Source organism: Ruegeria sp. HKCCA5463 (genome assembly GCF_013034175.1).
GTDB lineage: Bacteria > Pseudomonadota > Alphaproteobacteria > Rhodobacterales > Rhodobacteraceae > Ruegeria.
Window position 1 is genome coordinate 73324 of record NZ_WQFL01000010.1, and the last position, 25514, is coordinate 98837.

Annotated in this window: 17 protein-coding genes; 9 read left to right on the plus strand and 8 right to left on the minus strand. The window is 59.3% G+C overall.

Features of this window, described 5'->3' with window-relative positions; genetic code table 11:
* Positions 1-14: 14 nt before the first annotated feature.
* The 3 genes from GOW09_RS18830 to GOW09_RS18840 are packed head-to-tail and all read right to left on the minus strand — an operon-like array spanning position 15 to position 10430.
* On the minus strand, positions 15-1982 hold the full coding sequence (locus GOW09_RS18830; RefSeq protein WP_171120037.1) for an AAA family ATPase: 1968 nt from the start codon (positions 1980-1982) through the stop codon (positions 15-17).
* Positions 1979-7396, minus strand: coding sequence for a DEAD/DEAH box helicase (locus GOW09_RS18835; RefSeq protein ID WP_171120038.1), 5418 nt, complete (start codon positions 7394-7396; stop codon positions 1979-1981). Before GOW09_RS18835 ends, GOW09_RS18830 begins: the two co-directional genes overlap by 4 nt.
* Complete coding sequence (locus tag GOW09_RS18840) at positions 7389-10430, minus strand: hypothetical protein (RefSeq protein WP_171120039.1); 3042 nt, start codon at positions 10428-10430, stop codon at positions 7389-7391. Before GOW09_RS18840 ends, GOW09_RS18835 begins: the two co-directional genes overlap by 8 nt.
* A 132-nt stretch (positions 10431-10562) precedes the next feature.
* Here GOW09_RS18840 and GOW09_RS18845 point away from each other — a divergent pair, with 132 nt between their 5' ends.
* Positions 10563-11477 carry a hypothetical protein gene (locus GOW09_RS18845; protein WP_171120040.1) on the plus strand — a complete coding sequence of 305 codons (915 nt, stop codon included), beginning with the start codon at positions 10563-10565 and terminating at the stop codon, positions 11475-11477.
* 24 nt (positions 11478-11501) lie between these two features.
* Here GOW09_RS18845 and GOW09_RS22405 read toward each other — a convergent pair whose 3' ends face one another.
* A complete protein-coding gene (locus tag GOW09_RS22405; RefSeq protein ID WP_217360292.1) occupies positions 11502-11660 on the minus strand; it encodes a hypothetical protein in 159 nt (52 codons plus the stop codon).
* A gap of 265 nt (positions 11661-11925) precedes the next feature.
* Between GOW09_RS22405 and GOW09_RS18850 the strand changes: the two genes are divergently transcribed.
* On the plus strand, positions 11926-12453 hold the full coding sequence (locus GOW09_RS18850) for a hypothetical protein (protein ID WP_171120041.1): 528 nt from the start codon (positions 11926-11928) through the stop codon (positions 12451-12453).
* 34 nt (positions 12454-12487) lie between these two features.
* Here the strand turns inward: GOW09_RS18850 and GOW09_RS18855 are convergent, their stop codons facing one another.
* From GOW09_RS18855 to GOW09_RS18865, 3 genes are all read right to left on the minus strand, one after another.
* Positions 12488-13792: a type II toxin-antitoxin system HipA family toxin gene (locus GOW09_RS18855; RefSeq protein WP_171120042.1), complete on the minus strand. Its 1305-nt coding sequence runs from the start codon at positions 13790-13792 to the stop codon at positions 12488-12490.
* Entirely contained in the window at positions 13785-14105 is a 321-nt protein-coding gene (locus GOW09_RS18860; RefSeq protein ID WP_216598320.1) for a helix-turn-helix transcriptional regulator, read from the minus strand. The genes GOW09_RS18855 and GOW09_RS18860 overlap by 8 nt, the downstream gene beginning before the upstream one ends.
* A gap of 181 nt (positions 14106-14286) precedes the next feature.
* Positions 14287-15567 (minus strand): hypothetical protein, encoded by a 1281-nt coding sequence (locus GOW09_RS18865; RefSeq protein WP_171120044.1) that lies wholly within the window; start codon positions 15565-15567, stop codon positions 14287-14289.
* A gap of 635 nt (positions 15568-16202) precedes the next feature.
* Here GOW09_RS18865 and GOW09_RS18870 point away from each other — a divergent pair.
* Together GOW09_RS18870 and GOW09_RS18875 are read left to right on the plus strand one after the other, a co-directional pair.
* On the plus strand, positions 16203-16571 hold the full coding sequence (locus tag GOW09_RS18870; RefSeq protein WP_171120045.1) for a phosphoglycerate kinase: 369 nt from the start codon (positions 16203-16205) through the stop codon (positions 16569-16571).
* A 125-nt stretch (positions 16572-16696) separates the two neighbouring features.
* Positions 16697-18562 (plus strand): ParB/RepB/Spo0J family partition protein, encoded by a 1866-nt coding sequence (locus GOW09_RS18875; RefSeq protein WP_171120046.1) that lies wholly within the window; start codon positions 16697-16699, stop codon positions 18560-18562.
* Positions 18563-18859: 297 nt separating this feature from the next.
* On the opposite strand, the gene GOW09_RS18880 is transcribed toward GOW09_RS18875, so the two are convergent.
* Positions 18860-19798: a hypothetical protein gene (locus tag GOW09_RS18880; protein WP_171120047.1), complete on the minus strand. Its 939-nt coding sequence runs from the start codon at positions 19796-19798 to the stop codon at positions 18860-18862.
* Positions 19799-19876: 78 nt separating this feature from the next.
* Between GOW09_RS18880 and GOW09_RS18885 the strand changes: the two genes are divergently transcribed.
* The 5 genes from GOW09_RS18885 (at position 19877) to repC (ending at position 25505) form a co-directional block, all read left to right on the plus strand.
* Positions 19877-20995, plus strand: coding sequence for a hypothetical protein (locus GOW09_RS18885; protein ID WP_171120048.1), 1119 nt, complete (start codon positions 19877-19879; stop codon positions 20993-20995).
* Positions 20996-21276: 281 nt separating this feature from the next.
* Complete coding sequence (locus tag GOW09_RS18890; RefSeq protein ID WP_171120049.1) at positions 21277-21612, plus strand: DUF736 family protein; 336 nt, start codon at positions 21277-21279, stop codon at positions 21610-21612.
* 202 nt (positions 21613-21814) lie between these two features.
* Positions 21815-22999, plus strand: a complete 1185-nt coding sequence (gene repA / locus GOW09_RS18895; RefSeq protein WP_171120050.1) for a plasmid partitioning protein RepA — start codon at positions 21815-21817, stop codon at positions 22997-22999.
* The gene (repB, locus tag GOW09_RS18900; RefSeq protein WP_171120051.1) at positions 22999-23967 is read left to right on the plus strand and encodes a plasmid partitioning protein RepB; all 969 of its coding nucleotides are present in this window, start codon (positions 22999-23001) and stop codon (positions 23965-23967) included. Before repA ends, repB begins: the two co-directional genes overlap by 1 nt.
* Positions 23968-24209: 242 nt before the next feature.
* Positions 24210-25505 (plus strand): plasmid replication protein RepC, encoded by a 1296-nt coding sequence (repC, locus tag GOW09_RS18905; protein WP_171120052.1) that lies wholly within the window; start codon positions 24210-24212, stop codon positions 25503-25505.
* Positions 25506-25514 lie beyond the last annotated feature (9 nt).

Sequence of the window (25514 nt, forward strand, 5' to 3'; positions counted from 1 at the left end):
GCGCGCAAGTTCGCCTAGTCGTCCAAGATTTCAACGAAATCTGGGAACTTTCTCGCCGCTTCAAGGACTTGGGTTCCGAACCGTCCGCCGGGGTCGTCGAGCTGGATCACCAACGTATCGATTGGACGTGTTAGGGCGATCAGTCCCCAACGCCACGCTTCGCCCTGCGCTGCCTTTTTCAGGTCAACGAATCCCTCTTCCTCGGATGCATCGAGACCAGATGAAATCTTGGCTTCAAACATCTCTTCAAGGAATCGATCAAACCCGTCGAGAACTACGGTCCACCCTTCCAAGCCCCGGCAAGAAGCGTATTGAACGATCCTCACCTGGCCTGGCGCGCGAGGAAAATCCGACCTTGCCGTCGGATCAACGCCATCCCAGAACTCCTGGCCCCTAGATGCCATTCCCCGGCCCACCAGGCTCGACCGCCGGGAGCCATCATCAACAACGCCGTCCGGCGGAACGCAGACCAGCATGTCGACACAGTCATTGCCGTCAGACCTTAAGTCGTCAACGAGTCTCTCGTGTAACCCGGCAGCCTGCGCGTATGGCGCGTTCAGGATGATTATCCGGCCACCGCCGGCGGCCGGGTTAGGCTCCGCCTCCCACGCACTTCCCGTTTCCCGTGCAACCTCGGATACGAAGAGCGACAAGTTGCGCTTGAGGCGCAGGCATTTTCCCAATGGCAAGGTGCTTCGCTTGTCGCGGGGCAGACCGGCACGCCAATTGGCACGTGCACCCCTGACAAGCTGGTCCACGCCATCGGCAACACATAGCCGGGTCGGGTCGTAAAGGGCTTTCAACAAGGCGGTCTCCCCGCTTGGCCAATCTTGCCCCTCGTCAACGAACACCTGGTCGAAATCGAAAAAATCGGGATCGTCGTAAATGATTGCCTCGATGTCCTCCCGCGTAACGGCTTCCGCCTTGACGAGATCGAGCGCCTCTGTGCAAAGCTCGGGGTACCGCGAGAAATCCAAGGGACCATCGCCGAGCAATCCAAGCTTCGAAAACCAAGTGTAGAGGAATGACATCACGGTGCCGACGCGGATACCACCCGCTTCCACCGATGACGGGATGCTTGCTAGGGACATCAGGCGACGCATGTCCGCGGCCAGGGCGTGGTTGTAGGTCAAGACCAACGTCCGCTTGCCTTCCGCGCGAAAGAGTTTCCACGCCGCCTGGAGAAGCAGAACCGTCTTCCCGGTTCCCGCGAAGCCACGCAGGAACACCGTACCGTCTCCCAGGGAATCGATGATGCCGTCGATCGCGGGGTTCTTCGCCGCCAAGCGATCCATGCGTTCGCGGTCAAGCCGCGTTGGGATCGCTTTCTTGAATATCGGCGCAGCTAGGGCCTTCTCGATCGTTTCCCTGTCACCTGCCGCAAGAAGCCCCTGCCCCCGGCGTTCCAGGAGTGGCGAGGACGCCGCGATCGCGCTCATCAGTTGGTGACCATTGAAAGCACCCGCGACAGCGCTTGGCGCGGAAATCGAGCCGAGACTGGGGAAAACCATGCAACGGCGCGCGAAGACATCGACATGCATGTCCGAAAGGTATGTCTTAAGGGCGTGCATTTGCTTGACGTTTTGGTCTGTCGCGCTCTTCCATTGCAGTGGGCCGCCACGCGAGTACCTGACCTCGACCTGGTCATCCATGATGCGAACACCACGATCATCATGATCCTTGACCTCGATCGCGACCACGAAGCTTTCGACCATGATCGGGCGCGCGTTTAACTTGTTCCCCGAGGATCCACGGATAACGCGCATGGGCTTAAACATGCGCGGCTTCGATAAACGGCCAGCCAAGACAACATCGATGTCTTGCACCTGGTAACCCGAGAGCTTCGTGCTGACCGCGATCCGGATGTCGTCAACCTCCCTGGGTGTCGTTGCCACGCCCGGCCAAGACGCCTCTAGTGCATTCTTCACCAGGATCGCGGCCTGGTACTCGCTTGACCCCTCGGCGCCCGTGATCGTGATCATTGGGCCTCCAGCATCTTGACGATGTAAGTCTGCGGGTGGTGCGCAAAGTCACGGATATCCACGAACTCGACCTTTAGGCCCATGCCATGGTTGGCCTCCAGCAAGAGTTTCGCGTTCTTCTGGATATCTTGCGCCAGCCCCTCCCGCATGTGCCACAGCGGGTGCGATAGCACGAGGGATAGCTTGTTGCCGCCCGTAACCGCGACGAGACCATCGGCTTGCTCAACCTGCACGCTGCCCTCGTGGTGGTTACACAAGTCGGCAAACCTTTGACCGATGCCCCGGGCGTCCCCGAGCCATCGCGTCGTGTCCAGGGGCTCACCCAGGACCAGCTCGGCCACGTCCAGCGCCAACCGCCAATCCAGCGAAGCATGCAAAAAGCGGTTATTGTAGTTACGAAGACAATCCGGGCACGAGCGATCACAATCGGCGTGTGACGGGTCGTGCCAGTTTTTCTTAACATCCTCGTAATGGGTCGCGATTAACCCGCGAAGCCGGCCTGGATCACAAATGTGCCGGCTGTACCCGGCACCGTTTTCCAGCGCATCTGCAACGTAGAGCTGCCGTGTCACGCAGCTATCCATGCGCCATTTCTGCGTACCAACCCTAAGCTCTGCCGGGTCCACGTCGAGTTCCCGGGCCGCGGCGACCTTCAGGAATTCACCGAAAGACGTAAGGGCCGAGCCGGCGGCCTTTTGGCCCTCGACGTCCAAGACGCCGTTGTAACCCACGCCGGGCAAGTTCTCGAGAAGCATCGTCATGACGTCCGTCTTGAACACGGCTCCAATGGCACCTTCCGCTTCCGGATCACCGTCGAGCTCGGGATAGGGTTGGCGATCGCGGTAGAGGTGCTCGTCGTTCACGATCATCGCGTTGTACTTCCGGCGGAACTTGAAGAATTCTCCACCGTTGTCATTGACCAGCGCGATCGGTTCGTCCGATGCAAGCGCCACGCGGGCAGGGCCAAGGGAGAACCCGTCGGCGTACTTGGGCTTGAAGGCAAGTACCGGGGGTGAAAGCGAGGGACCACGTTGGCGCTGGCCATCGTAGTCGCGCGGCTGGCCCGGGGTCGTTATGAAACCTTTCGGCTGGTAGAGGTCGAATTTCATCGCGAACTGACCGCAAACCTCGCAGGTCTCCTCTACGCCTTGCATGATGTGGCCGCAATCGGGATCGCTGCACTTCGAAAACTCGAGGCTCGGACCAAGCGGATCGGGGTCGCTTTCGACCCGGCCACGGATTTCCCGAAGCAACTCGAACCCACAGGCCGTGTGGATTTGCTTGTCCTTGGGTATCTCGGAACCGGGTGAGAAGGCCCAAACCGCATGGTCCAGTGCCCGGTCACTCAACACCATGTCGTCCAGGCGTGCGTCGCGCTTGTACTTGAAGAGGTTCCGGCTTTGCGTCGGGAAACCAAACATTGGAAGCACCCCAGCCGTCGCAAGGCGCTCGCTAAGTTCAACCTGGATGTAACGGCCATCGGAAACAACGCTGGAGACGTGATCCGCCAGCTCCGCCCGGCAATAGTTCGCGATCTTGGCGGGTTGATCTTCCGCGAGTGGTGCAAGGTAACAAAGCGCCTCCACGACCTCGTCGACACCGGGGTCGACCGCGAGCCATGTAGAGATATCCGCCTTGTAGACCGTTTCCCATTCGGCGGCCTTGCCAAAGGCGCCATGCGTGCTGGCTGCGCCAACCGGTGGTTCGTCCAGTGCCGAAAATGCGCGTCGAAGGCATTCCGCTGCCGCGACCCGTTTCACGATCTCCGGCCTCGAAAGGTCCAGGTATGGCTGCGGTGGGGTATCGCCCGTGATCCGTTCCGGGTTGCCGTAGTAGAAATCGTCGTGCGAGCCACCGCGACAAATGGTGAGCGCGTAGGAAAAGCTCTGTCCCATGCGCCCGGCCCGGCCAACCCTTTGCTGGTAGTTGAACCTCTGCGGCGGCATGTTGGCCATCATCACCAGCTCCAAGGAACCGATGTCGACGCCGACCTCCATCGTCGTCGTGACGCTCAAGGTGTCGATCCCGTGCACGGGTTCAATCTCGTCTTCAAGGAAGGCCTTCTTGAAAAGGCGTTGGCGTCGCCGCTGCTCGGAAAGCGGTTTCGTCTGGCCCGTCAACTCCTCGACGTTGAGCCGGTGCGCTGGTTCTTCCGACAGCCAGCGGTAGTAGTCGTCTTCGGGCCCCGAGATTGGCTCGAACCCCGTGGTCGTGCAGTTCACCGAGGTACACGCCTTGAGCGCGACGTTGGCCGAAACCCGTGAGCACCTGTTGCACCGGTGCAAGCCGTCGAGAATGGGTACAAGCTCCAGTTTCAGGCTCGAGTAGCGACCGACCTGGATGACCCAGTTGTCGTTCACGATACCCTCGTCGCGCAACAACGCCCCGATGATCTCGCCAAGATCGGACGCGTCACGGTTAAGGGAGGGTGCAACCTTTTCGACGTAGCGCCGAACCCCGGTTGGGATGTTGGTTGAAGATTGGCTGCTGCCACCGCCCTGGTAAAGCCGCGCTTGGCCTAGCAAGCGGATCACGTTTGCAAGCAAGTCCCTGGCATCGTTGGCCGCCATTCCCAGCCTCGTCGAGTGGTCGCCCACCGGGCAGGCGAAGGCGAGTCCAAGGGATTCCAGGTCGCGTCCACCGGCATCGAAAAGGGCCGCGGCAATGAGCGAGGACAAGGTCTCCCTGATTTGCCGCCTGCCCTCGTTTTCCACGGAAGGGTCAAGCCGGGTCACGGGAGCCGGTCGGGTTTGATCAAAGTAACGCCACCATGGCTCGTTACCGATCTCTTGCTTGGAGGCGTCGGTGCCCGCGGGGTTCTCGCCAAGTGCCAGGAGATCGTTCATGACCCCGGAAACAAGGGCGCTCCAAGAAATACCCCGGGCATTGACGACGTCTTCCTCGAAGGTTTTGACAAGTGCGTCTTGGTCCGCGTTCGACATGGACATCGATTGCATGAGCAACGCGGTTTGAAGCTCAGACCCCTGCGCCTTGATCGCCGTTGCTATTTCCACTTCCCGCTTGTCGAGGTCTTCACCCTTTTGGATCTTCGCGGCGGTTGATCTCGCGTCGTCGACGGTGAAGCTGGCACCCGGTTTCAGGGCCCGGAAGACTAGTTGCCTCAAAAGTGATCGGAAGTGGTTGAGTTCCAGCCCCGCCGCAACATCCGCGGCATCGTCTCGGCTGTCCGTGAACGCGATCATCTGCGCGGTACGTTCGGGCGTGCCAAGCTTGGTGGACGCACGGTCGGCAATTACCTGGGTCGTGACGTTCAAACCCGTTCGAAGGCCTCTTATAGGGCTGTTCACCCGGCTCCCTGAGAAAAAGGCCTTGAGGATCCTTTGCTGGCTTTTCTTGGACTCGCAGGCCGGGCACTTCTCCGGAAGGGCGGGCGCGTTCACGTCCCCCGGGCAGGTAAACAAGGTACCTGTCGGCGTGTCTCCGTGCTGGGCTTTCTCCAGGAGCCCGTAGAGCGGATCGTAATTGGCGGCGGCGTATCCAAAAGTTTTTTGTTTCTTCGTGCTAGGCTCCGAGTGCTGCCAGGTTGGGGTGACCCCGGCACCCACCTGTTTGCCCGGCCAGTACCATCGGAACTTGGAATGCGGCCGCTCGTTGACCAACCCGGGTACGGTGCTCGAAAGATCCGTCGGACCGGATTCCAAGAAGACTTGGCCGTCCTCGACTCCCTCTGCCCTAGGCGTCACGTAGCCACCGAGATATGCTTCACCGCAGTCGTAGCAATATAGCAGTTCAAGGACTTGCCCGCCGCAACTGCACTTGATGGCCGGGTGCTTGAACAGTTTGCCAATCTTGCGCTCCGGGTCACGGTATGCGTCTTCGACCTGGTCGCAGTCGGGGTTCGAACAAGCCCACATTCCCTGGATTTGACGCAAGAACATGTGGGAACGAAACGAGGGATGCGGCTCCTTGAATGACGGGGAGTCTTCTCGCGCGGCCGCGTGAAGGATGGCCTGGAAGACGGTGTCGCTTCCATGTTCACCGAGCAGGCCTTGCTTGATCGCGCCAAGCCTCGCGGGCACGACCGCGTCGTCTTCTTCCCGTCTGCCCGCTTCGCGACATGCAGCCCCGAGCGCCTGCCGGGGCGAGGCAATGTCGATGATCTCGTCGAGCGCGTCCTCGTTTCCCGCGATCGCCTCATCGGCCAGGGGAGCAATTTTGCCCGCGTCGATTGGCAATGTCGCTTCCGGAATACGCGGCTCGCCGGGATAGACCTCGAACGTGTTTCGGTCCACGCCGAAGAATTGCTCTAGGTATTCCTTGCCCTCTTCACCATCAAGCGACGCGCTCGTGCCAAGGCAGCGTAGCTGCGGCGACCCCGGTTCCAGCCCCAGTCGCATCAACAAGTTGCGGATGACGAGTGCAACTTCCGTTCCCGCCGTGCCCCGGTAACCGTGCAACTCGTCGACAACCAGGGAGAAATGGTTGTCCGCCGATGCCGCCAACCAGTTACGGGTCTGTTGGAACAAGCGTGCCTCGTGTTCGCGCATCAACATCACGTTCAACATCGAGACGTTGGTGATCATGATGTCAGGTGGCGCATCGATCATATCCCACCGGGTCAGCATCTCCCCGCAGGAAGGATCTTGGAACTGGCCTCGAATCTCCTCGTCTCGATCTGCAAGCCGTGCTGCCTCGGCCTCGATTTGCTTGATGTCGCGGGCAACTTCCTTGACGATGCGGCGACTCTTGGCGTCCAGGTGTCCACCCGGGTCAAACGTACCGCCCGGCGTTGCGCCCGTGTAGCGCCCAAAGTAGAACATGGGCGCCCCGTGAATGTCCCGCGCACGGGTCGCAGCGCGGCGCAAGCGGGAGACCTGGTCTTCCACGAGGGCATTCGTCGGGTAAAGTAACAGCGCGCGAAGTGCCGGTTGGGGACCGTTCTCGATCCTCGATCGACTTCCCCGCCACGTGCTCGCGCTCCCCCAGTTCTCGTTCCACCATTCGTGCAACCCGCCCTGGCCAACGCCACTTAACCGTTCCCTGAGAAGCCGCGCGATCACGGGAACCAGGAAGCTCTCGGTCTTGCCCGAACCCGTGCCCGAGGTCACGACAACGTTCCGCTTGGTTGCCGAGTTCGAGGCCAGCGATGTTTCGAGTGACTGCGCCTGGTGCTTCCGCAAATCGTAGTTGGCGCCGAAGACGATCTTGCCTAGGTGCTCCGCGACCGCCGGCGAAAGGCCCGCTACAGCGCAGGCATCGGCAACCGGCACCTCGGATGGGTAGGCCAACACCGCTTCCAGCAGGATCTCCTGCGCGGTCAAACCGGGTTCGTCGAGCAAGTTGCGCCGTTCACGCATGAGGTACTCGTCACGCAGCCAGAACGCGCTGTCGTAATACTTGTGGTAGGCTTCCTGGATGTAGTCGAGAACCTCTCCCGGCGTTGCTTTACCCAATGCTATCGTCCTTTCCATACATCTTGTCCAAGATGGCGGCACCAACCCGCGGGTCGATGCGCTCGTAGACAACCCGCCCACCGTCCCTTCTCGGCAGGGACCCGCCCGATACGACGAGCGCCCGCGCGAATAGCCACGGGGGTTCAACCCCGAGGGCAGCCGTGAACCTACCGGTAGACATGTCGTACCCGTGCAACCAGCGCCCTTCTTCTCGCGCCGACAATGTCTTGGCGACCTGGTGGCCAACTTGCCTTGTCGTTCCATCCCGGTCCCGGAAAACGTAACGCGTTCCGTGCAGCCCGATCCTGTAAGCCCCCGGTCCGTCCAATCGTTCGACCCTGCGCCAGCGAGCCTTCATCGTGTCGTACTTGGCAAGCCCATCGGCTTGCTCAACGTGAACCGGGGTTGCTTGTTCGAACACGTCCGTGAACGACGGTAGTCCCCGGGTGATCGACACGGCAAGGTTGCGTGCGACCGCGACCTTGCGCCCATGGGCGTCTTCCACGGTCTCCAGCAAGGCATCAAGGTCCATCCCTCCAAGACCCGTCCAACGGTGCACCGTCACCTGGTTCGACGCCTTGCAAGGTGCATAAACCGCCCCCTCGGATGACAAGGCAGAACTCACCGCTTCAACGAGACTGCCCGACTGGAACCCGGCAAGGTAGCCATTGCCATCCATGCCGATGACCAGGGCGGGTGGCGCCACTGACCAATCGCCACCTGTTGCGGTTAGGCGTCCTCGCATCTCGACATGCCCAAGGGAATAAAGATCGCTTGCGAGGGAATGGGCAAACCACGGTTCCGGCGATACGGCCGTTGCGAGGCGTTGGAACGCAGGCCAAGAGCCGTGACCCAGGTAGCAAAGTCCATCGAGTACCGTGTCCGCCGAAACTCCCTCGTGACCCGTTTCGGAGACTTGCGCGGTGTCTTCCCCGCGCTTCGCCAAGCGGCGCGCCGGGGCGAAAACCTGGTGTTGCGCCATTTTCTTGGCATTGCCCTTCGCAACTTCCCGGGTACGCGAAAGCGCCTTAACCTGGCAATCCTTGCACTCTGCCATCTTGGCGTCGTAGCGGTCGTCCCCTTTCTCGAAAGCCTCGTAGACCCAGTAGTGGTATCCCCGGATGACGCAGCTTTCGCTGGCCACCACGGCCGCGTCGCTCGAGTGGCACCATTCCAGGTCGCTTGCCTCTTCCAATGTTCCCTCGGGAACGACGCCAGCGGTCCCTACCCCGCGATGGATGGCCCCAACGGGAACATCATCCAGCGCGCCGATTAGAACACAGCCCTCGAGGTTTACCGGCGCCCTTTCGAGTTCGATCGCGGGATCAAATGCAAACCCGTTGCCAAGATGCACGTGGTAAAGCCGCTTGCTCCCAATTGGTCGTGGAATATCGGCGGACCGAAGGGAAAAGGACGTCTCCGCAAGCTCCGTCGACTTGTGCTTGACGACCGCCCGAAGGTTTGTTCCAGCTTCAACGCAAGAAGCGTCAAGGCTTGCTTCCATGAAGTCCCCAACGGCGCCTTCCTTCGCAATCACCTCGTCTTTCCTACCGAACTGTTCACGAATGACCTCGATCGTCGATCCAGGTTTTTCCGATGTTGCCTCCACGTGGGGCGGGGCGGCAACGTGCCAGGTCCCATGTCCAAGCTTCAAGCCATCCACGCAGGCAATTGCCGCGGCGCTGGCAATGGGACTCAACGCGTGGAAATTGTCATGGGCATTGTCGACCGCCCGGACGATCTCCACACCACGCAAGATGCACCAACCCTCCGGAATGCCGGCCATGTCATTGGCTCGAAGGACCGAATGCCCTGGTCTCGCGCACTTGGATAGGTGTCCTTCAACCTTGTCCAGCCAGGCCTCGTGGCACAGGATCGCGTGCTCCTCGAAAAGGCTGACCCGGGATACCTCCCGGTACACGGGACCGTCCGGGGCCCGCGCAAGGGCCACGATGGGCTTGGCGATGTAGGCGTAGTTGACGCCGCTAGAAGCGCCCGTGAAAGACCGGGACTTCAACAAGAGCATGTCGAGGTTGATAGACCCAACCGGCCCTAGGAACCGTGTTCCCTGCTCCAATCCATCCTCGAGGAAAAGTTGATCCCCTGTCTCCGTGCCAGCGCCGGTTTCCTCCAGGGCCTCGGCCTCACCACCCCTGGACACGGCCAGGGACAGTCTTGCCCGTTTCCTGGGGAACCCGGTGAAACCGACTTGCCACTGCAGGCGCGCATTGCGGGGACCGTCTCCAGTTACGCCCGCCGTCCTTTCCCAGGTCTCGAAGGCATCTAGTGCGGCGGAAACAACCCGTGGCCTCAGGTCGCTGGATTGCCAAAGCTTGCGAAGCCAAGGAGTTGGGCCGGTGGCCCCGTGCGAAGACATCCAATCGTGCACGAGTAGCGCCATCTCTGCATCCGGCACCGGTTCACCCGGCACGAGGTCGTATTTCTCGAACAGCCCCGAGAGGCGTTTCCTGTCCGCGTCCCGAACGAGCGCTTGCGACAGGCCGAAACTCGCGTATTTCCAATGGCCGATGACCGCGCGCGCGGTCGGTCTGCCGAGCTGGAAGTCGTTTTCCGCAAGCCACATGTTCAAGGCACGCCAAAACTGGCGCGTGGACTTGGCATATTGGCGAAGCTTTTGCTGCGATGTCGCGTCCTTGACCCCGAGAAGTTCGAACAATCGTTCCGAGTAGTTGTTCGGAGAAAAATTCTCGTCGGTTCCCATTCTCTCCGCCGCGATCGAAAGCGCGCAGAGTAGCGCCGTGAACGGCGGTGGGTCTCGACGGCCTTCAAGGCTCCATTCCAACAACCACCTCGCCTGGTCGATGTAAGGGTCCCTCTTGTCAAACCTCAGGGATCGTGCGGCGGTCAGGCCAATGAAATCGCAAAGCTCGTCCGCATCAACCCCCAGGGCCTCGGCGACCTGCTCCTCGGCATCACCCTCGAGATCAAGGTAAACCGGGAGCATTTCAAAACGCCCCCGGAAGAAAAAGTCATTCAAAGCACTATTTACGGAATTGTATTCTTGGTCTTCCATTCGTGATCTTTGCGAAAAGCGCGCCTCGTTTCTTGTTCGGGGTCGCGAGAGCTAAAAATTCTTTCTTGCAACCCTAGGGTTTAGAGGTTCGAATTGTAAACCACTTACATGGATTGTCTCGGAGCGTAATTGGTGGTCGCGGCCATCGACATGATATCGATCAATTTCCACTGGTTGCAGGTAGTCCTTTCAAAACACGATGGTCGTTTAGTTTTTGGGAAAGGTGCACCAGGTATGCCCCACGAATTCACTTCCCTCAGGTACCCGCTCTTGAGGCTCCAGGAGGCCGAGTATTTCCTCGCACAGCTTTCCACCAAGGACGGTTCGGAGTTTCAATTCCATCTCAACGCATTCTTGAGCGCGGGTCGTAGCGTGACCTTCGTGCTGCAAAAGAGCATGAAGCGCGTTCGAGGTTTCCCCGAATGGTACGAGGGGCAACAGTCGACGATGAGATCGGATGCGGCGATGGGATTTTTTCTCGAACTCAGGAACATCTCGCAAAAGGAGGGTCCTGTTTCGGTAGTTGGTGGTTCTGCCTTACACGGGTGGACACACCGTTTCGCCGGGAACTCGGTACCAGTACCCCGCGAACTCGTCGGAAAGGACGTGGTGTCTGCTTGCGCAGAACATCTCGCCAAGCTCGGAAAGTTGCTCCTGGATTGCCATGCGCGGTTCCCATACGATTGTTGCCCGGCGACGGCCCTTAGCACCGAGGGAATGCAGGTCTTGGGTTATGACTTGGATGACATTGCCCGTTGCCTAGGTTTGCCAAGCGGCTACTTGGATGTTGCAGCCGAAATTCCGATGGCCGAAAAATTGGCTTACTTGGCCAAGGAATTCGAGCCCTTGGAAATCGATGATCTAAAGCGTCTCGCATCAGGGCAATTCTTGCGGGGGGACCAACCCTTGGTCTTGCCGCCTTCCGATGAGTGGGATCTTGTTGATGACATCGCGGAGATGTTGGAAGGCAAGGGAAACGAACACGCAAATCCGAGAGAGGTATTCATCCGGGCAATCGCGAAACGAATTGGACCCGGGGACGAGTGATCCAGTGGACCCTTGTTGACGTTTCTAAGATTTGGACGGCACGAATTCCTCGACAAGTCCCTCGACCTCACCCCTCGAAATCGCAAGAGACGTTGAAAACTGACCGACTTCCCCGGAATCTCGCACGATGACTGCAAGAAGGTTGCCCCACTTGTAGAGCGTCTCGCCGTTTCGCCTTGCCACGCTAGGCGCGCGGGATAGTTCGATGGGTTTTGCCAACATGACGATAGCTTCGCGGCGGGAGCTTAAGGTTTGATTAACCCGCTAACAGGAATTTTCCGGGCCCCGGGTTGAAGTCCCGTTCTCCCGTCTTGGTTGAGCGAGGCCGCCGTTTCGTGCAACCATGTTCTCGACACTTAGTAATTTTGAACATGGATTGCCGAATGGGTTGGCCCAAAATTGCCGCCCACCATTGAAAAGGAGTACTTAGATGACAAGGATTTCGTTCGTGGTCCTCGCGGCCTTCATTTTCCTGGTTTCATTCATGGGTCCCCGACCGGCGCAGGCCCAATGTGTAAACACGGCAACGCCAAGCTGCGGCGTCTACGAGGCGTGTTTCGCAAAGTACTGCCCCTGCAAGAACGACGCGGACGAGTATTTCATCACATACGGCAAGAAGTACTGCGAAAGGTTCCTTTCAAAGACAAGTCTCTCCGATGCCGGGAAAACCTGGCGCGACAAAACCCTGAACTGTCTCCAGGAAACGATCGTTCCGAAGCTGGACATCTCTACCAACCCAAGCTGCAACTGCAGCTCCATGCGCAAGTTCGCCTTCGATAGCCACGTGCAATGCTACACCCAGCCCGGGGCGTCCATATGTGACCTGCCGGTCGATGATATCATCGAGATCGGGATGACCGTGGACCTCTCCACCATCTGGACCTCCGAGAGCATGCGGCAGATAAAGGCGGTGGCAGCCGTTTGCGCGAAGACGGCGACGGATCCCGCGCGCAAGAAACTCTGGTCAAGTTTCTGAAGCCGAATTTAGCCCGTTAAGCGGGCAAGACGCATTACTTGCCGCGCAGTTCCAAGCGAAATGTATTCTCGATCCGGGAAATGTCCGACGGCTCGACATCGGCTTCCCCCGCGTGCCGGGACCACCTCGCCACGGAACCCGCGACATCCTCGATGACCTGTCTCGCCCTGGCAGGCTTCAGGCCCGCGTTCGACGCGAATTCCATGAGGTCATCGTGGTCGAAGTCGTTTCGTTTCCCCGCCAAGCTCATCTGGTGATCACGCGTCCAGGCACCGGAAGGATTGTAGGAATAAGCCACGTCGTAGGCGGGTGATAGTCGCCATGATCCGGACCGGTCCATGAGGAACGAGATATTCTTGACGTGATCATCCTGGTTGCGGGCGAAGACATTGAAAACGGCGCGCTTGTATTGCTGCTCAACCACGTCCATCCCCAGCCCCAGGTCCCGGATCGTTAAGATCGCCTGCTCGTAGGAATACGAGGCCGGGTCGTTGAAATCGAAGTGCTGCATCGCGCCCAGAGATTGCATGTGAACCTTGCGGCCGCGCCCATCCCGGTCGAACCGGCGGGTCATGAAATGGCTGCGCCCACCCTCGTGGTGAAGCCTGCATTCCGACATGTCTATGCCGGCTTCCTTCGCCATCAGGTGATACGCGAACTCGATCTTTCCGAACCCTTGCGGATCGGCAAGTTCCTTGTCGCGGTTGTTGGACACACCATCGAACTTCAAGAGCCAGTGCTCGTATCCCTCGTCAACCTTGACTTGCCCAGATCTGAACTCGCCGGTTTCCCTGTTCCAGGCGAGCACGGCCTTGGCGCGTGCGCCCCCCGCCGAGGTTCCAACGCTCAGGATATCTTCCATGGCCCCGGCATCGTCTTCACCACCGAGCCTGCCGACAAGGTTCTCACGCTCGTCCAAAACCCGGTTGGCGAGGTCCACCAACTGGGCCACTTCTAGCTTCTTCGAGCGTGTTGCCTTGCGAACCGTCGGCTCGAACTCCAGTGCGCCGATCCCACGATTGCCGATGTAACACAGCCGGTCGACTGGGCTGAACCGGTCCGCGCTGCGGCCCGTTTCGGCAAGCCAAGCATCGATCAACCGGTTGCCGAACTTGTCCGGGAGCGCGTCGGCCAGCATGCCCGGCAGCCCCTTGAAGGTTTCCTTTCGGAGGGCGGGAAACTCGTAGGGTGCTTCACGGGTCGGCATTTTCAATGGCGCGACCTCGATACCTGCACCCACGAAACCCGGCTCGTATTGAAAGACGCCGAGTGCGCGGGCCTCGTCCCAGCTCACGGCGCCGATACGTCGCCCCCACAACATGACGCTCGCGTCAGTCATCTACCTCGTCACCCCATGTCCATGTTGATTTCGTCGGGCGTTCCGATGCCGGGCTGGCCCTCCTGCGCTCACTCCCCTTCTGTGAAACGCGTTCAATTGGACGGATGTCTCCCTCCGGCAATGCCGAGAGAATGGCCTCCTCGAGGTCAAGGGCCGTGGCAACGCGGAGGAACGTGTCCAGTGTCGAGGGTTCCCCGGCCTCGAGGCGACGCAGGGTACGCACGCCTATGCCCGCCTTCTCGGCAAGCGTGGCCTGCGTCACGTTTCGAGCGAGCCGTAGGCGCGCGAGGCGTTGCCCGATTTCCAGTTCCACTTGCCTTGAGGTCACCATGTTGTTCCTATCGGCCACAAGTTGCCGGTTGTGGCCATTTTAGACTCACTATAGGCCGTATATGACCTTTTAATACAAGATTTGTCAATAGGCCATAAATGGCCTCTTTGGGGGTGTTTCCGGCATCAAGAGGCCGTATCTAGCCCTTTATGGAAAATTCCCATCATGATCCAGGACCCTTGGGCGCATGGTTCAGGGCTATTTCCCGGACACCCGTTGTCTCGTTGGCATTGGTCACGAGAAGCACTGCCCCGGCTGAGGCGACCGCGCGCGTTACCCTGGCGGCCGGGTGTTGCCAGTTCTTCACCGCGTCCGCCGCGACCGGGTAGAAGCTAGGTTTCACGCGGGCCAGGAGCTTCTCGTTGAAGTCATGGGCGGAGCCATGGTGAGGCAAGGTGAAGGTCGATACCTTGTCCAAGTGACCCTTGAAATGCTTCAGGAAGGCATTGCATTTCGCGACCTTTGAAAGCTTGGCATCTCCCGTTGCCAACCAAGCAACGCGACCATTTTGCAAAGTGGAGGTCCAGGGGCCGTGGGTTGATTGGCAGCCGTGTTGTTCTCCAACCTCACCAGCCGGCCCGGAATAGAGGCAGAGCGAGGTCAGGTTAAGGTTGCCATGGCAAGCCGTGTAGGCTGTCTTCAGATCCCTGGGATGATCGGCCAGGAGTTCCAGGACGAAACTCGCGTCCGAAAGGCTGGTTTCGAGGTCCTTGACCGTCATCGATCGTTCGTTCGCGAGGGTGGCCAAGAACAGGTCAGTCTGCTTGACGATCTCCTGGTCCACGTAAGGCGCCAGGAGCCATGCCTCTTCCCATGCACCCGGTGCAAAAACCTTCGCCGCGGAACTATCGGGGATTTCCAAGACCCGGTGGTCCTCTGCCTCCCTCGGCCTCTCGACCGCGGTTCCCTGCCCGACGAGTTTCCAGGTGTACCCGCGACCCTCACCGAGTAGGCCTGGGTCCCCGTCCAGTGGGCCATCGTCACGCGTGCCGCTTCCCGGGGAACCACCGTCTCCCCGTCGAACAAGTACGATGTTTCTTGGGTCGAACCTCGAAACCGCGGAAACGGGGTCAGCGATGAACTCCCTGTAGAAAGGTGAGCGGGCCGACAGGGGATCATGGTGCGCCACGGAAGCGAATGCGAGCAACCGCTCCTTCATGCCAACCAGGGGCATCATGATCGTGTCGACTTGGAACGCCCCATCGGTGATGAGTTTCTCAACCCCGTTCACATGGTCGGCGTGCATGTGCGAGATGGCGAGGAGGTCAAGTCTCGTACGCCTTCCGACATGCGCAACGAGCTTTTCGATTTCCCGGTCGCGAGCCTTTGCATACTTGTTCATCGCGCCGCAGTCGTAGACGTAGAAAAAACTCTCTGCGGCGTCCGAAGGTTGCACCCAACCAGCGTGGAAAAAGCCTTGTCCCACCGGCAGCTGGAGTCTCATGTTAGCTATCACTGGGAATACACCTTTTGAAATCGACAAACTCGCTTAAGTTCAAGGTGTTCTAGCATGGTGACAAGGAAGAGTAATCGGGTAATCGGTTAGGATGAAATCCTTCGATCCGGGGCACGTCAACGCCCTGGCGCTGACCAGGCTCTTGGCTACGCCCGGAGCCACCTGCTGGTGTCTCCGCCAATTCTGGAGACGATCCCTCGTGCACATTTCAGGTGAGATCGCGGGCGAGACCGCGATCGCTTGAGCCAGCGGTCAGCCGGGTCTCCGCTCCGCTCTAACCCGGCTGGCAGGTTTCCATTTTTGAGTTCCGCCTGCCATCTGGCCGGCGCCCCGAACAGGGGCCCTGGTGTCGCGTTCCGCGCCAGCCTCCACGGAGAAATCCGGTTCCTCCCACGCGGATGCGCGGGTCCCTCCCGATTTCAACGCTTCGGCCCCCTGTGTCGGGTCGCCGTCCGGCCGCAGGACGGGCTATCGCCCTCTCCTGCTCTGCCCAGCCGAAAAGCACGGGGGCTTTTCGGACTGTGAGATCAGTCGAGGCCTCCGCCACTGGCGGAAGCGGACAGGACCAAGAGGTCACAAGAACAAGATTCCGCGCCGCTCCCACTTTGAGAAGGAGACTGGCCATGGGCCTTGATCAATATGCATATGTCAAAACCCCCGATAGCGGAGACGAGGGCGAAAGCCCGAAATTCGTCTGGCGCAAGCATTCCAAGCTGCAAACCTTCATGGAAGCGCTCTACACCGAACGCACGGGGCTTTCGGCGTCCGATCTCAACTGCGGTGAGTTGAAACTGGAAACCGCCGACATCGACACGCTGGAACAGGCCGTGAAGGGAAGCGCCCTGCCCCATTGCGAGGGCGGGTTCTTCTATGGGCATCAGTTCCAAGATGAGCAGGCCACCGAATACCGTGACTACGATCTCGAGTTCTGCGCTTGGGCGCGGGCTGAAATCGCACGAGGGTCAACCGTGATCTATTCTTGCTGGTGGTGACGCTATCGAGGCCGGAACCTCACGCGTTCCGGCCCCCCTCCCTTACCCCATCAACAAAACCAGCCGCCGAGCGCCTATGCCGCGCTCCGAGCGGGCCTGACATCTATCCGAAAGGAACAAATCTAATGACCAAGCAACAGACCATCCAAGCCGACACCGCATCCGCCGTGATCCTGCAAATCCCCTTGGAGATGCTCTACATCTCTGATCTGAACCCGCGCAAAACGGTTTCCGAGGCACATATCGAAAGCCTCGCAGATAGCATTGAGCGCTTCGGCCTCATCCACAATCTCGCAGGCCTCATGGACGAGGATGGCAAGGTAGGCATGGTCGCGGGTGGGTGCCGTCTCCGGGCCATCCAGATGATCGCGGAGCGCTCTAAGACCCATCCCTTCGCCACGGTGCCGGTTAAGCTGGCCACCGATGCCGCCGAGGCCGAAGATTGGGCCAGCGCCGAGAACGCGGCCCGCGAGGATATGACTCCAGCCGATGAAATCCGCGCCTTCGGTCGCATGAAATCACGCGGGGCCAGTGTGCCGGAGATCGCGCTTGCCTTTGCCGTGACCGAAGCCCGCGTCTACCAGCGTTTGGCACTGGCAGGCTTGCCTGAGCCGGTGCTGGACGCGCTGGCGGCGGGTGAGATCAGCCTTGGCACCGCCAAGGCCTTCACCCTTTCCGATGATGAAGCTCTCACCCTGAGCCTTCTGGATCAGGTCAAGGGTCAAGCCGTTTCCGAGAGCGCGATCAAGAACGCGCTGCACCCCGACGCCATCAAGGCCACGGACCGCCGCGCCAAGTTCGTCGGTCTTGAGACCTACGAGGCCGAGGGCGGCACGGTCACACGCGACCTCTTCTCAGACGAGGTCTTCCTCGCCTCCCCTGCCCTTCTGGATCGGCTTTTTACCGAGAAGCTGGACGCGGCCCGGGCCGATCTGGTCGACACCCAAGGCTGGGGGTGGGTCGAAGCACGACACGAGGCCTGGCTCAACTACTACGAATTGGACCAGATGAAGCTGGCCCGCCTCTACCCAATCGAGGGCGATCTGAGCGAGGAAGAAGCCGAGGAATACGACGAACTGGCAAACCTCTCCAATGGCGGGGTTCTTGACGAGAACGGTGAAGCGCGGCTCTCGGAATTGCAGGTCATTCTCGACGGTGACTATTCCGAGGATCAGAAAGCCCATGCGGGCTGCATCATCCTCGTGAATGGGTCGGGCAACCCCGAGATCACAGCCGGTCTGGTCCGCCCCGAGGACAAGAAAGCCGCCATCGAGGCCGGTTTCCTGCAAGCGCCGCAAACCACCAAATCAGACGCCCCGAAATCCCCCTACTCACAAAAACTCGTAGCGGACATGCAGGCCATCCGGCTGACCTCGGTTCAGGCAGCCCTTCTGGCCAAGCCGGAACTGGTTTTGGACTTGCTTGGTTTCGGTCTGTCCGAGGCGTCGGGCAGCTTTGAGAGTGTCTTCGGTATTCGGCTGGACCGCCCGACCAACGTGCCAAGCGTTGTGGATGGCTTCGCCCGTGAGCCGCGCCTCGAGCACGGGATCGATTCCAGCGAATACTGGCAGAAAAGCACTCGTGTCGAAGACCTGCCGGAAGCCTTCGCCGCCTTCCGCGAGACCGGCAAGAAAGCCCGCAATGCCCAGGTCACCGAGGCGATGGCACGCACCCTGCCCTATCGGGCTGGCGGCGCAGAGTTCTTTGGCTTGATCGCGGACGAGGCCGGGGCCGATATCCGCAAGCACTGGACGCCGACAGCAGAGAATTTCTTCTCGCGGGTGTCAGCGGGTCACCTGGTCGACCTGCTCTGCGAATTCCTCGGCTGCGATGCCCGCGACGAACGTGTTGCCGGTTTCGCCAAGCTCAAGAAGGTAGAAAAGGCCGAGAAGATGGAAAAGCTCCTAGGCGATCCCACCACCCAGAAGCTCATGGGGCTGACCTCAGAACAGAAATCCAAACTCGACAAATGGGTGCCCGACTGCACCTGACGGCTCCTTCGTGGGGAGACCCAACTGGCCCCGCATCACGCGGGGTCTTTTTTGTTCAGCGCTTTTTCAGGGGTAAGGCCTAGAAAATTGTCCGGCGGCGGGACAGAAGGACAAGCCCCCCCGCCCCGCAGCCGGACCGGCGCTATCCGCGCCAAGAAATCGCTTAGATAGAGCAAGGAAATGCTCCTTATCAGGTCTTTAGTTCTTGATGTCGCCAAGCGCGCCCAGAAATAAACCGAGTGCTTGTGCATGTTTCTCGATCGAAACCATGCCATTCTTGGGTTGTTTGTACCCTGTCTATTTCTTGACGGGTGACAATGGCGGTCCTTCGGGCGGTGGCGGCACATTCAAAATTTCGGTTTGAGAAACTGAGCGGAAGCGCCGTGGTAGAACTGTCGCTTTCAGAAGCGTTTCTTGATTTGTCACCATTTCCTGTTCCATCAAGCGCAGTAGGTGAGCCACGCGTCCAGATGCGCTCAGAATGTCCTCAATCGAAACTTCTTCATTCATTGAAACGGCCCAAATCAGCTGATTCAACTCGCGCTCGGCGGCAAAAAGGTGCTGGTGAATTCTGCTCAGCTTTGGAAAATACAGCCGAACAAGCATAACCATATTTTTTCCGTGGATGAGGCCATAAACGTTTAGATCATCGGCCTCCTCAAGTTCCTTTTTAGATACCAGACACCCTCCTGCAATTGATGCAAGGATCTTAAACAAGCGAGTGTTTCGCTCTCCGATCTCATTCAGCATCATGTAGAGATCTTCAAGTTTGGGCTGGAGAAATTGTACCCTTTGTTGTCGCCTCGAAAAAATCTGGTTCGACAACAATACCAGCATGGCGACCGTTGCTGCAATTATCGCAGACAGCAGCGAAGTAAATGTTGATGGGTTTTGCAAAATAGATTCAAAGAGCTCTTTCAATGTTTGCCTCGTTTTCATGGCGACGAGCCAAACCCGTTGGGGCCAAGGTCTCGTTAGACATTTGTGTCTTTTATGGCGGAATGGCACAACACCACGTGACGGTATGCATCTGAAATTGGCCTTGCGATAGGAGAGTTTGCAAGTGGTCACAGGTCTTTCGCCGATTGAGAATGGTGGATTCCTGCTTGACTGAAGCCCTAGAATTTTCCAGCGGCGAGGCAGGAGCAGGACTGGCAACAGCCCCACAGGGGCGGCGGAACTAATCTTGGGGGCATTCTCGTCGCGATGGAGTAAGTCGGATTTCGCTTCCGTCATGAAAGCCACCCTAACAACTTGAAAAACAACCACTATTCGTGCCAACCGTCACCGGGAGCGCTAATCGGGAGGCATGGAATGCAGGAATTCACGCGCGAAGAACTCTACGAGCTCGCTTGGCAGAAACCAATGGCCCGGTTGGCCCAAGAGTTTGGTCTATCTGACCAAGGCTTGGCCAAGATTTGTGCCAAGCATGCGATACCTCGTCCTCCACGGGGGTACTGGGCCAAGCTCGAAGCGGGCAAGCCCGTGGAAAAGACAGCCTTGCCCCCACAACCGGATGGAGTTTCCCGGGTGATCCGGATAGCCGGACCGAGCCAGTTCAAGGCGAAGGCGATGGAAAACGCTTCGAACGTAAGGAAAGCGGCGAAAGTCGTTGGCGAGGTCACCATCCCGGGCACGCTGCGGGCTCTTCACCCCGTTGTATCTGCCTGGGTATCGGATCACCGGGAAGAGCAAGCGAAACGGCGCGCAGAGCATCGTGCGAATAGACACGATACCTGGTGGGTCACACGGGTTCCCATCGACCTCACGGAACGGGATCGTTACCGCTTCCGGGTCACGAGCGCGCTTTTGAAGTCCTTCGAGGCCGCGGGTGGGCGCGCCCTCGAGGGAAATGTTCGGGGCAAACTCACGCCCGACGCATCGGGAGAGCGGTTTGAAATGTCCGTGGTCGAGAAAATGCGGCAGTTCAGGGGAAAGCCCTCGGAAGAGCCCGGGGACTGGACCGCCTTTCCCCATTTTCACGGCGGCAACCTTGCGCCGACGGGTTACCTTCGCTTCACGATAACTACCTATATCGGCGAGGGCATGAGAAAGGAGTGGCTGGAAACCCAAAAGTCGCTGGCCCCGAAGATCCTTCCCTCGGTGGTCGCAGGATTGCTCGCGGTGGGGCCAGCCCTGGTGGAACGGCGGCGTGACCGCGAGGATTGGCAGCGGCGCTACGAGGAAGAACAGCGAGAACGCGCGGAACGTCAACGCCTAGCGCGCCTGGAGGAAGAACGATGGGAGCGGTTCAGGTCGCTCGCATCCGACTGGCACGAAGTTCAGCGCTTGCGATCCTTCATGGCCGCACTCGAGCAAAAAGGCGACCACGTGGCTGCAGAAATCGATGGAATGACCCGAGCTGAATGGCTTGCCTGGGCGCGCAATCGGATCGATGGCATGGACCCACTCAAGTTAAGCTCGAAAGGCTGATCTTGGCCCTGCGCAAACAGTTCCAAGACACCTGGTCGAAACTGGCCCTGCCCGCCCTTGGCATCGGTGTTGCATGAACTGCTGGTCGCATGTGTCTCATCGAGGGCAAAGGGAGCGTGGCAAGGATCTTCCCCTGTCACGTCACCGCTGGTGCCGGACATTCCCCGCGGAACAAGATCCAGGCCCCCTACCCTTCTCCGCTGCGCTGCGCCGCTGGTGCCCTCGATGCTTAGACACCTGCCGGATGACCATCATTGCAACAACAGCCAAGGGAGCAAGCAATGACCACCAACTCGATCAAGTTTGAAACCGCCGACATCGCGAAGGCCAAGGGTGCGGGTTCGATCTCCACGCTAACGTTCGACATCGATATCACGGTTGAGCCCGTGACGAGCGACAAATTGATGTCGCCAACCCACCGCGTCCTGGGCCGGTCGCCGCGCGGCCGCCTCGTGGAGTGTGGCGGGATCTGGAAGAAACAGAACCGCGAGACGGGTGCGGACTACTTTACTCTGACGATCCGCGATTTCGGTTTCAACGCAAACCTCGGTAAGGCCGCTCACCAGCACGACGAAACACTTCAAGCCGTGATTCCATGGGGTCCAAAAGACGGCTGAACAATGCCTCCGGCGGGGCCTATTTGCCCTGCCGGAGGGTTTACAGCTGTAAACCCTCGTGGTTATCTTGGCAGTGCATGTAGTCTATTCCTGCCTAACTAGACACTATATAGGCGAAAAATCTTGACTTAAGCGGGTGAATCACACCTTTTATCCCCAAGTGGCGCGAAAAAGGCCACATTTTTGAATTTGGGGCAACCACATGATTCCCGTGACACCACTTGATACCGAAAGGCCATCAGCCCTCGCAACCGAGATTTCGGAACGGTTGAACGCCGCGATTAGGGAGCATTTGCTCGCGGCCTTCGCTCCCGACAATACCAAGTCCCTACGCAGCTTCGCGGCCCCCGAGGTAGCCGAGTTGCTTGGTGTTTCCGGCCAATTCATGCGCAAGGTGCACGCCGAGGGCACGGTTCCCGAGCCAAGTGATATCCGGGCTGGCCGCCGCTACTACTCCGCGCAGGAAATCTGGAATGCGCGTGACATCCTCGAGCGATCCTCTCGTACGAAGGGCCGCTACGTGCCCCGGCGATCCCCGGGAGAAAAGCTGCAAGTCTGGCAGCTCATGAACTTCAAGGGCGGATCGAGCAAGAGTACAACGACCATACACCTCGCCCATTACTTTGCACTTCGAGGCTACCGGGTGCTAGCCGTGGACCTCGACCCGCAAGGTTCCTTGACCTCGATGTGTGGGATCAGCCCGGAAATCGAGTTCGATGGGCTCACGATCTACGACGCGATCCGCTACGATGATCCCGTGGACATGGCGCAAGTCGTTCAGGAAACCTATTTCCCGGGCCTGTCCATCGCGCCCTCGCGGTTGATCCTCTCCGAGTTCGAAACGGAATCCGCCGTTCACTCGAACCCAGACCAGCCGTTTTTCACGCGTATTCGCAATGCGCTTGCCCAGGTTGAAGGAGATTTCGACCTGGTCCTGGTGGATAGTCCTCCCCAGCTCGGTTTCCTTACCATCGCGGGTATGGCTGCCGCGAGCTCGTTGGTCGTGCCGCTCACGCCGTCCATGTTGGACGTATCGTCCACCGCGCAGTTCTTGGAACTCGCCGGCGCGTACATGGGCGTTATCGAGGACGCAGGTGCAACGCTGCAATACGATCACTTCAAGTTCCTCGTCACGCGAGACGAGCCCACCGATGTGCCCTCGCAACAACTCACTTCGTTCATGCGCGCACTGTTCCAGGAAAGGGTCATGTCGGCGACCGCGTTGAAGAGCACGGCGATCAGTGATGCCACGATGCTGAAGCAATCGATTTACGAGGTCGTGCGCTCCGAGATGACACGGGCGACATACGATCGCGCCAAGGGATCGATGGATGCCGTTGGCAACGAGGTCGAGCGCATGATCCACCAAGCATGGGGACGTTCGTAATGGCCAGGAAATCACTGCAGGAAATGTCTGGTATCGCGAGCACGATCGCTCGGTCGGGTGCGAAGCCAACAGACAAGGTCGCGAAAACGAGCGCACCCGCGCTAGGAGCGCTGCAGGGGTCGCTCGCCGCGATACGCGAAATCGATCCCGCCCTCGTGGATGACTGGGGGCCGGCGGACCGGTTGGACGAGTTTACAGCTGTAAACCCGGAAGATGACGGTGAAAGCTTCGAAGCACTGAAAAATAGCATTCGGGAGGGTGGCCAACAAGTTCCGATCCTGGTGCGGCGTTCGAATACGGAGGGCCGTTTCGAGGCGATTTATGGCCGCCGGCGCCTAAAGGCCTGCCGCGATCTCGGCATCAAGGTTCGCGCGAATGTTCAGGATCTCGATGACGCGACCGCTCTCTTGGCAAAAGGGCTGGAGAATGCCGCTCGCCGAAACCTTTCGTTTTACGAGAAAGCGCGGTTCGCGGAGGCCATTCTCGAGGCCGGGCATGATAGTGCGACGGTCAAGCAGGTCCTGAACTTGTCAAAGTCGGGCCTGTCACATCTCGCAAAGGTAACCCAAAACGTTCCGGCGAAAGTTGGCGATCTCGTTGGGTCGGCGCCCAAGTCTGGTCGGCCGAAATGGACAGCCCTGGCGGAGCTTTTCATTGCCGGGAAACTGACCGAACAGGCCGCACTCAAGTTCTTGGAAAATAGCGGACCCGCCTTGGGGTCCGACGACAGGCTGGAGGCGTTGCTCAAGGAAGCAACTCGTCGCGGCGCCCGGCAGGGGAGCGGTACGACCGAGGTCAACCCGGTGGACGGCGTGACGATCAAGACGGGTCGCGGGTCGCTGTCCATGTCGGTGAAGAAATCCGGCGCAAGCGCGGGATTCGCCGAGTGGTTGGACGAGAACCTGGCCGACATCATCAAGAAATACTACGCTGAGTTTACAGCTGTAAACCAGCGGGATGAAAACTGAGGACGAGCAGAAAGGAGGAAGGCGAGCAAGTAAAAACCCCCGAAACCGGAGCTTCGAGGGCTGCTGCGCAAAGCGCAATTCTTAGATTAGACACCTAGAATCTAGCAGTCACCGAATCACCACACAAGAGAAAACGCTCCTGGGCGAACGGGTTTTCTATGCCTGCCAGATAAAAAATGACAGGATTTAGCGATGTCCCAAGCGGGGCAACCGGGACTCCCATGTCTCGGAGCGGTGGAGATATGCCCGGAGGCAATCAACCATCGGGATGGAGAAAGGCAACCGCTGGTCTCGCCGTCGCGGAGCGGCATGCGAAAGCCGGCGAACGGGTTGCCGTACCCAAAACTCAAGCCTTCGTTGCCGTTAAGCGCGTGGGCGCCCATATTGGCCTCAAGGCCGGTGACATGCTGCTTCTCGATACGCTTGGGGCGTTCACCCAAGGACAGGATTGGGAAGAGGGGCAGCGTCCGATCGTTTGGGCGTCCAACGCTTACCTGGTGGAGCAGACGGGCTTCTCGCTCTCTGCGCTCAAGCGCCATGCCCGGCGCTTGGCCGAGATCGGGGTGATTTCCTTCAAGGATAGCCCCAATGGCAAGCGGTGGGGCCACAGGGACGCAGACGGGCGCATCATCGAGGCCTACGGCTTTGATCTGTCGCCGCTCTCCGCCCGTGTCGAAGAATTCGAGCAGCTCCATACCGAACTGCAAGCCGAGCGCGAGCTCTGCCAGCGCCTGAAGCGCCAGATCACGGTTGCGCGCCGAATGATCCGTGCCCGGATCGAAGCGGCGTCTCACGCGGCGCTGAGAGGGCCCTGGGAGCATCTTGCAGGGCTGTTCGAGGATCTCCTGGGCCGTCTTCCGCGCCGGAACACCGCCTCTGGGACGCTTGAGCGGCTCCTGGCATGGTTCAGGGAGCTGCAGGAGCGCGTCGAGGCGACCTATCTCAATGCAATTCGGGCGGATGAGGTTGTGGAAAACACGGCTGAAACCACCGAACAAGTCAGTGAAAAGACTCAAGAATTGAACCCCAGGGAGGTCAATTCTGAACCTCATATACTAATTACAACCCAACTTAATCCTGTAACCTGTAATCGCTCAGAAACTGAGCAAGCGGCGGGCGTGGTGCCCAATGCGCCACCGGAAGAGCGGGTTGATAGGGAGTTGGAAGATTGGGTTGCCGAGACGCGGAAAAAACGCGGTGCAGCGCTTGATTTGCCGACGGTGATGCAGGCTTGCCCTGAATTCGCATCCTGGGCGCGCAACATGGGCGGTTACCTGCAGGATTGGGGCGATCTGCACCGGGTTGCCGGGCAGTTGAGGCCGATGATTGGCGTTTCAGAACACGCTTGGAATCTCGCGCAGGACCGGCTTGGACCTCAAATCGCGACAGCAGCCCTGGTTCTGACCTTCGACAAGCACTGTGCAGGCGAAGTGGCGTCTCCGGGCGGCTACTTGCGTGGCATTGTGCAAAAGGCCGGGGCAGGGGAGTTGCATCTCGAGCGCAGTTTCTACGGTAGGCTCAGCGGACAGGCGGCGTGATGGATCAGA

Excerpts from the sequence above, each read along its gene's own strand:
- GOW09_RS18890 (WP_171120049.1), top strand. The coding sequence starts at position 21,277 with ATGACCACCAACTCGATCAAGTTTGAAACCGCCGACATCGCGAAGGCC.
- repA (WP_171120050.1), top strand. The coding sequence starts at position 21,815 with ATGATTCCCGTGACACCACTTGATACCGAAAGGCCATCAGCCCTCGCA.
- GOW09_RS18870 (WP_171120045.1), top strand. The coding sequence starts at position 16,203 with ATGGGCCTTGATCAATATGCATATGTCAAAACCCCCGATAGCGGAGAC.
- GOW09_RS18880 (WP_171120047.1), bottom strand. The coding sequence starts at position 19,798 with ATGACGGAAGCGAAATCCGACTTACTCCATCGCGACGAGAATGCCCCC.
- GOW09_RS18865 (WP_171120044.1), bottom strand. The coding sequence starts at position 15,567 with ATGAGACTCCAGCTGCCGGTGGGACAAGGCTTTTTCCACGCTGGTTGG.
- repB (WP_171120051.1), top strand. The coding sequence starts at position 22,999 with ATGGCCAGGAAATCACTGCAGGAAATGTCTGGTATCGCGAGCACGATC.
- GOW09_RS18855 (WP_171120042.1), bottom strand. The coding sequence starts at position 13,792 with ATGACTGACGCGAGCGTCATGTTGTGGGGGCGACGTATCGGCGCCGTG.
- GOW09_RS18875 (WP_171120046.1), top strand. The coding sequence starts at position 16,697 with ATGACCAAGCAACAGACCATCCAAGCCGACACCGCATCCGCCGTGATC.
- GOW09_RS18840 (WP_171120039.1), bottom strand. The coding sequence starts at position 10,430 with ATGGAAGACCAAGAATACAATTCCGTAAATAGTGCTTTGAATGACTTT.
- GOW09_RS18830 (WP_171120037.1), bottom strand. The coding sequence starts at position 1,982 with ATGATCACGATCACGGGCGCCGAGGGGTCAAGCGAGTACCAGGCCGCG.
- repC (WP_171120052.1), top strand. The coding sequence starts at position 24,210 with ATGCCCGGAGGCAATCAACCATCGGGATGGAGAAAGGCAACCGCTGGT.
- GOW09_RS18885 (WP_171120048.1), top strand. The coding sequence starts at position 19,877 with ATGCAGGAATTCACGCGCGAAGAACTCTACGAGCTCGCTTGGCAGAAA.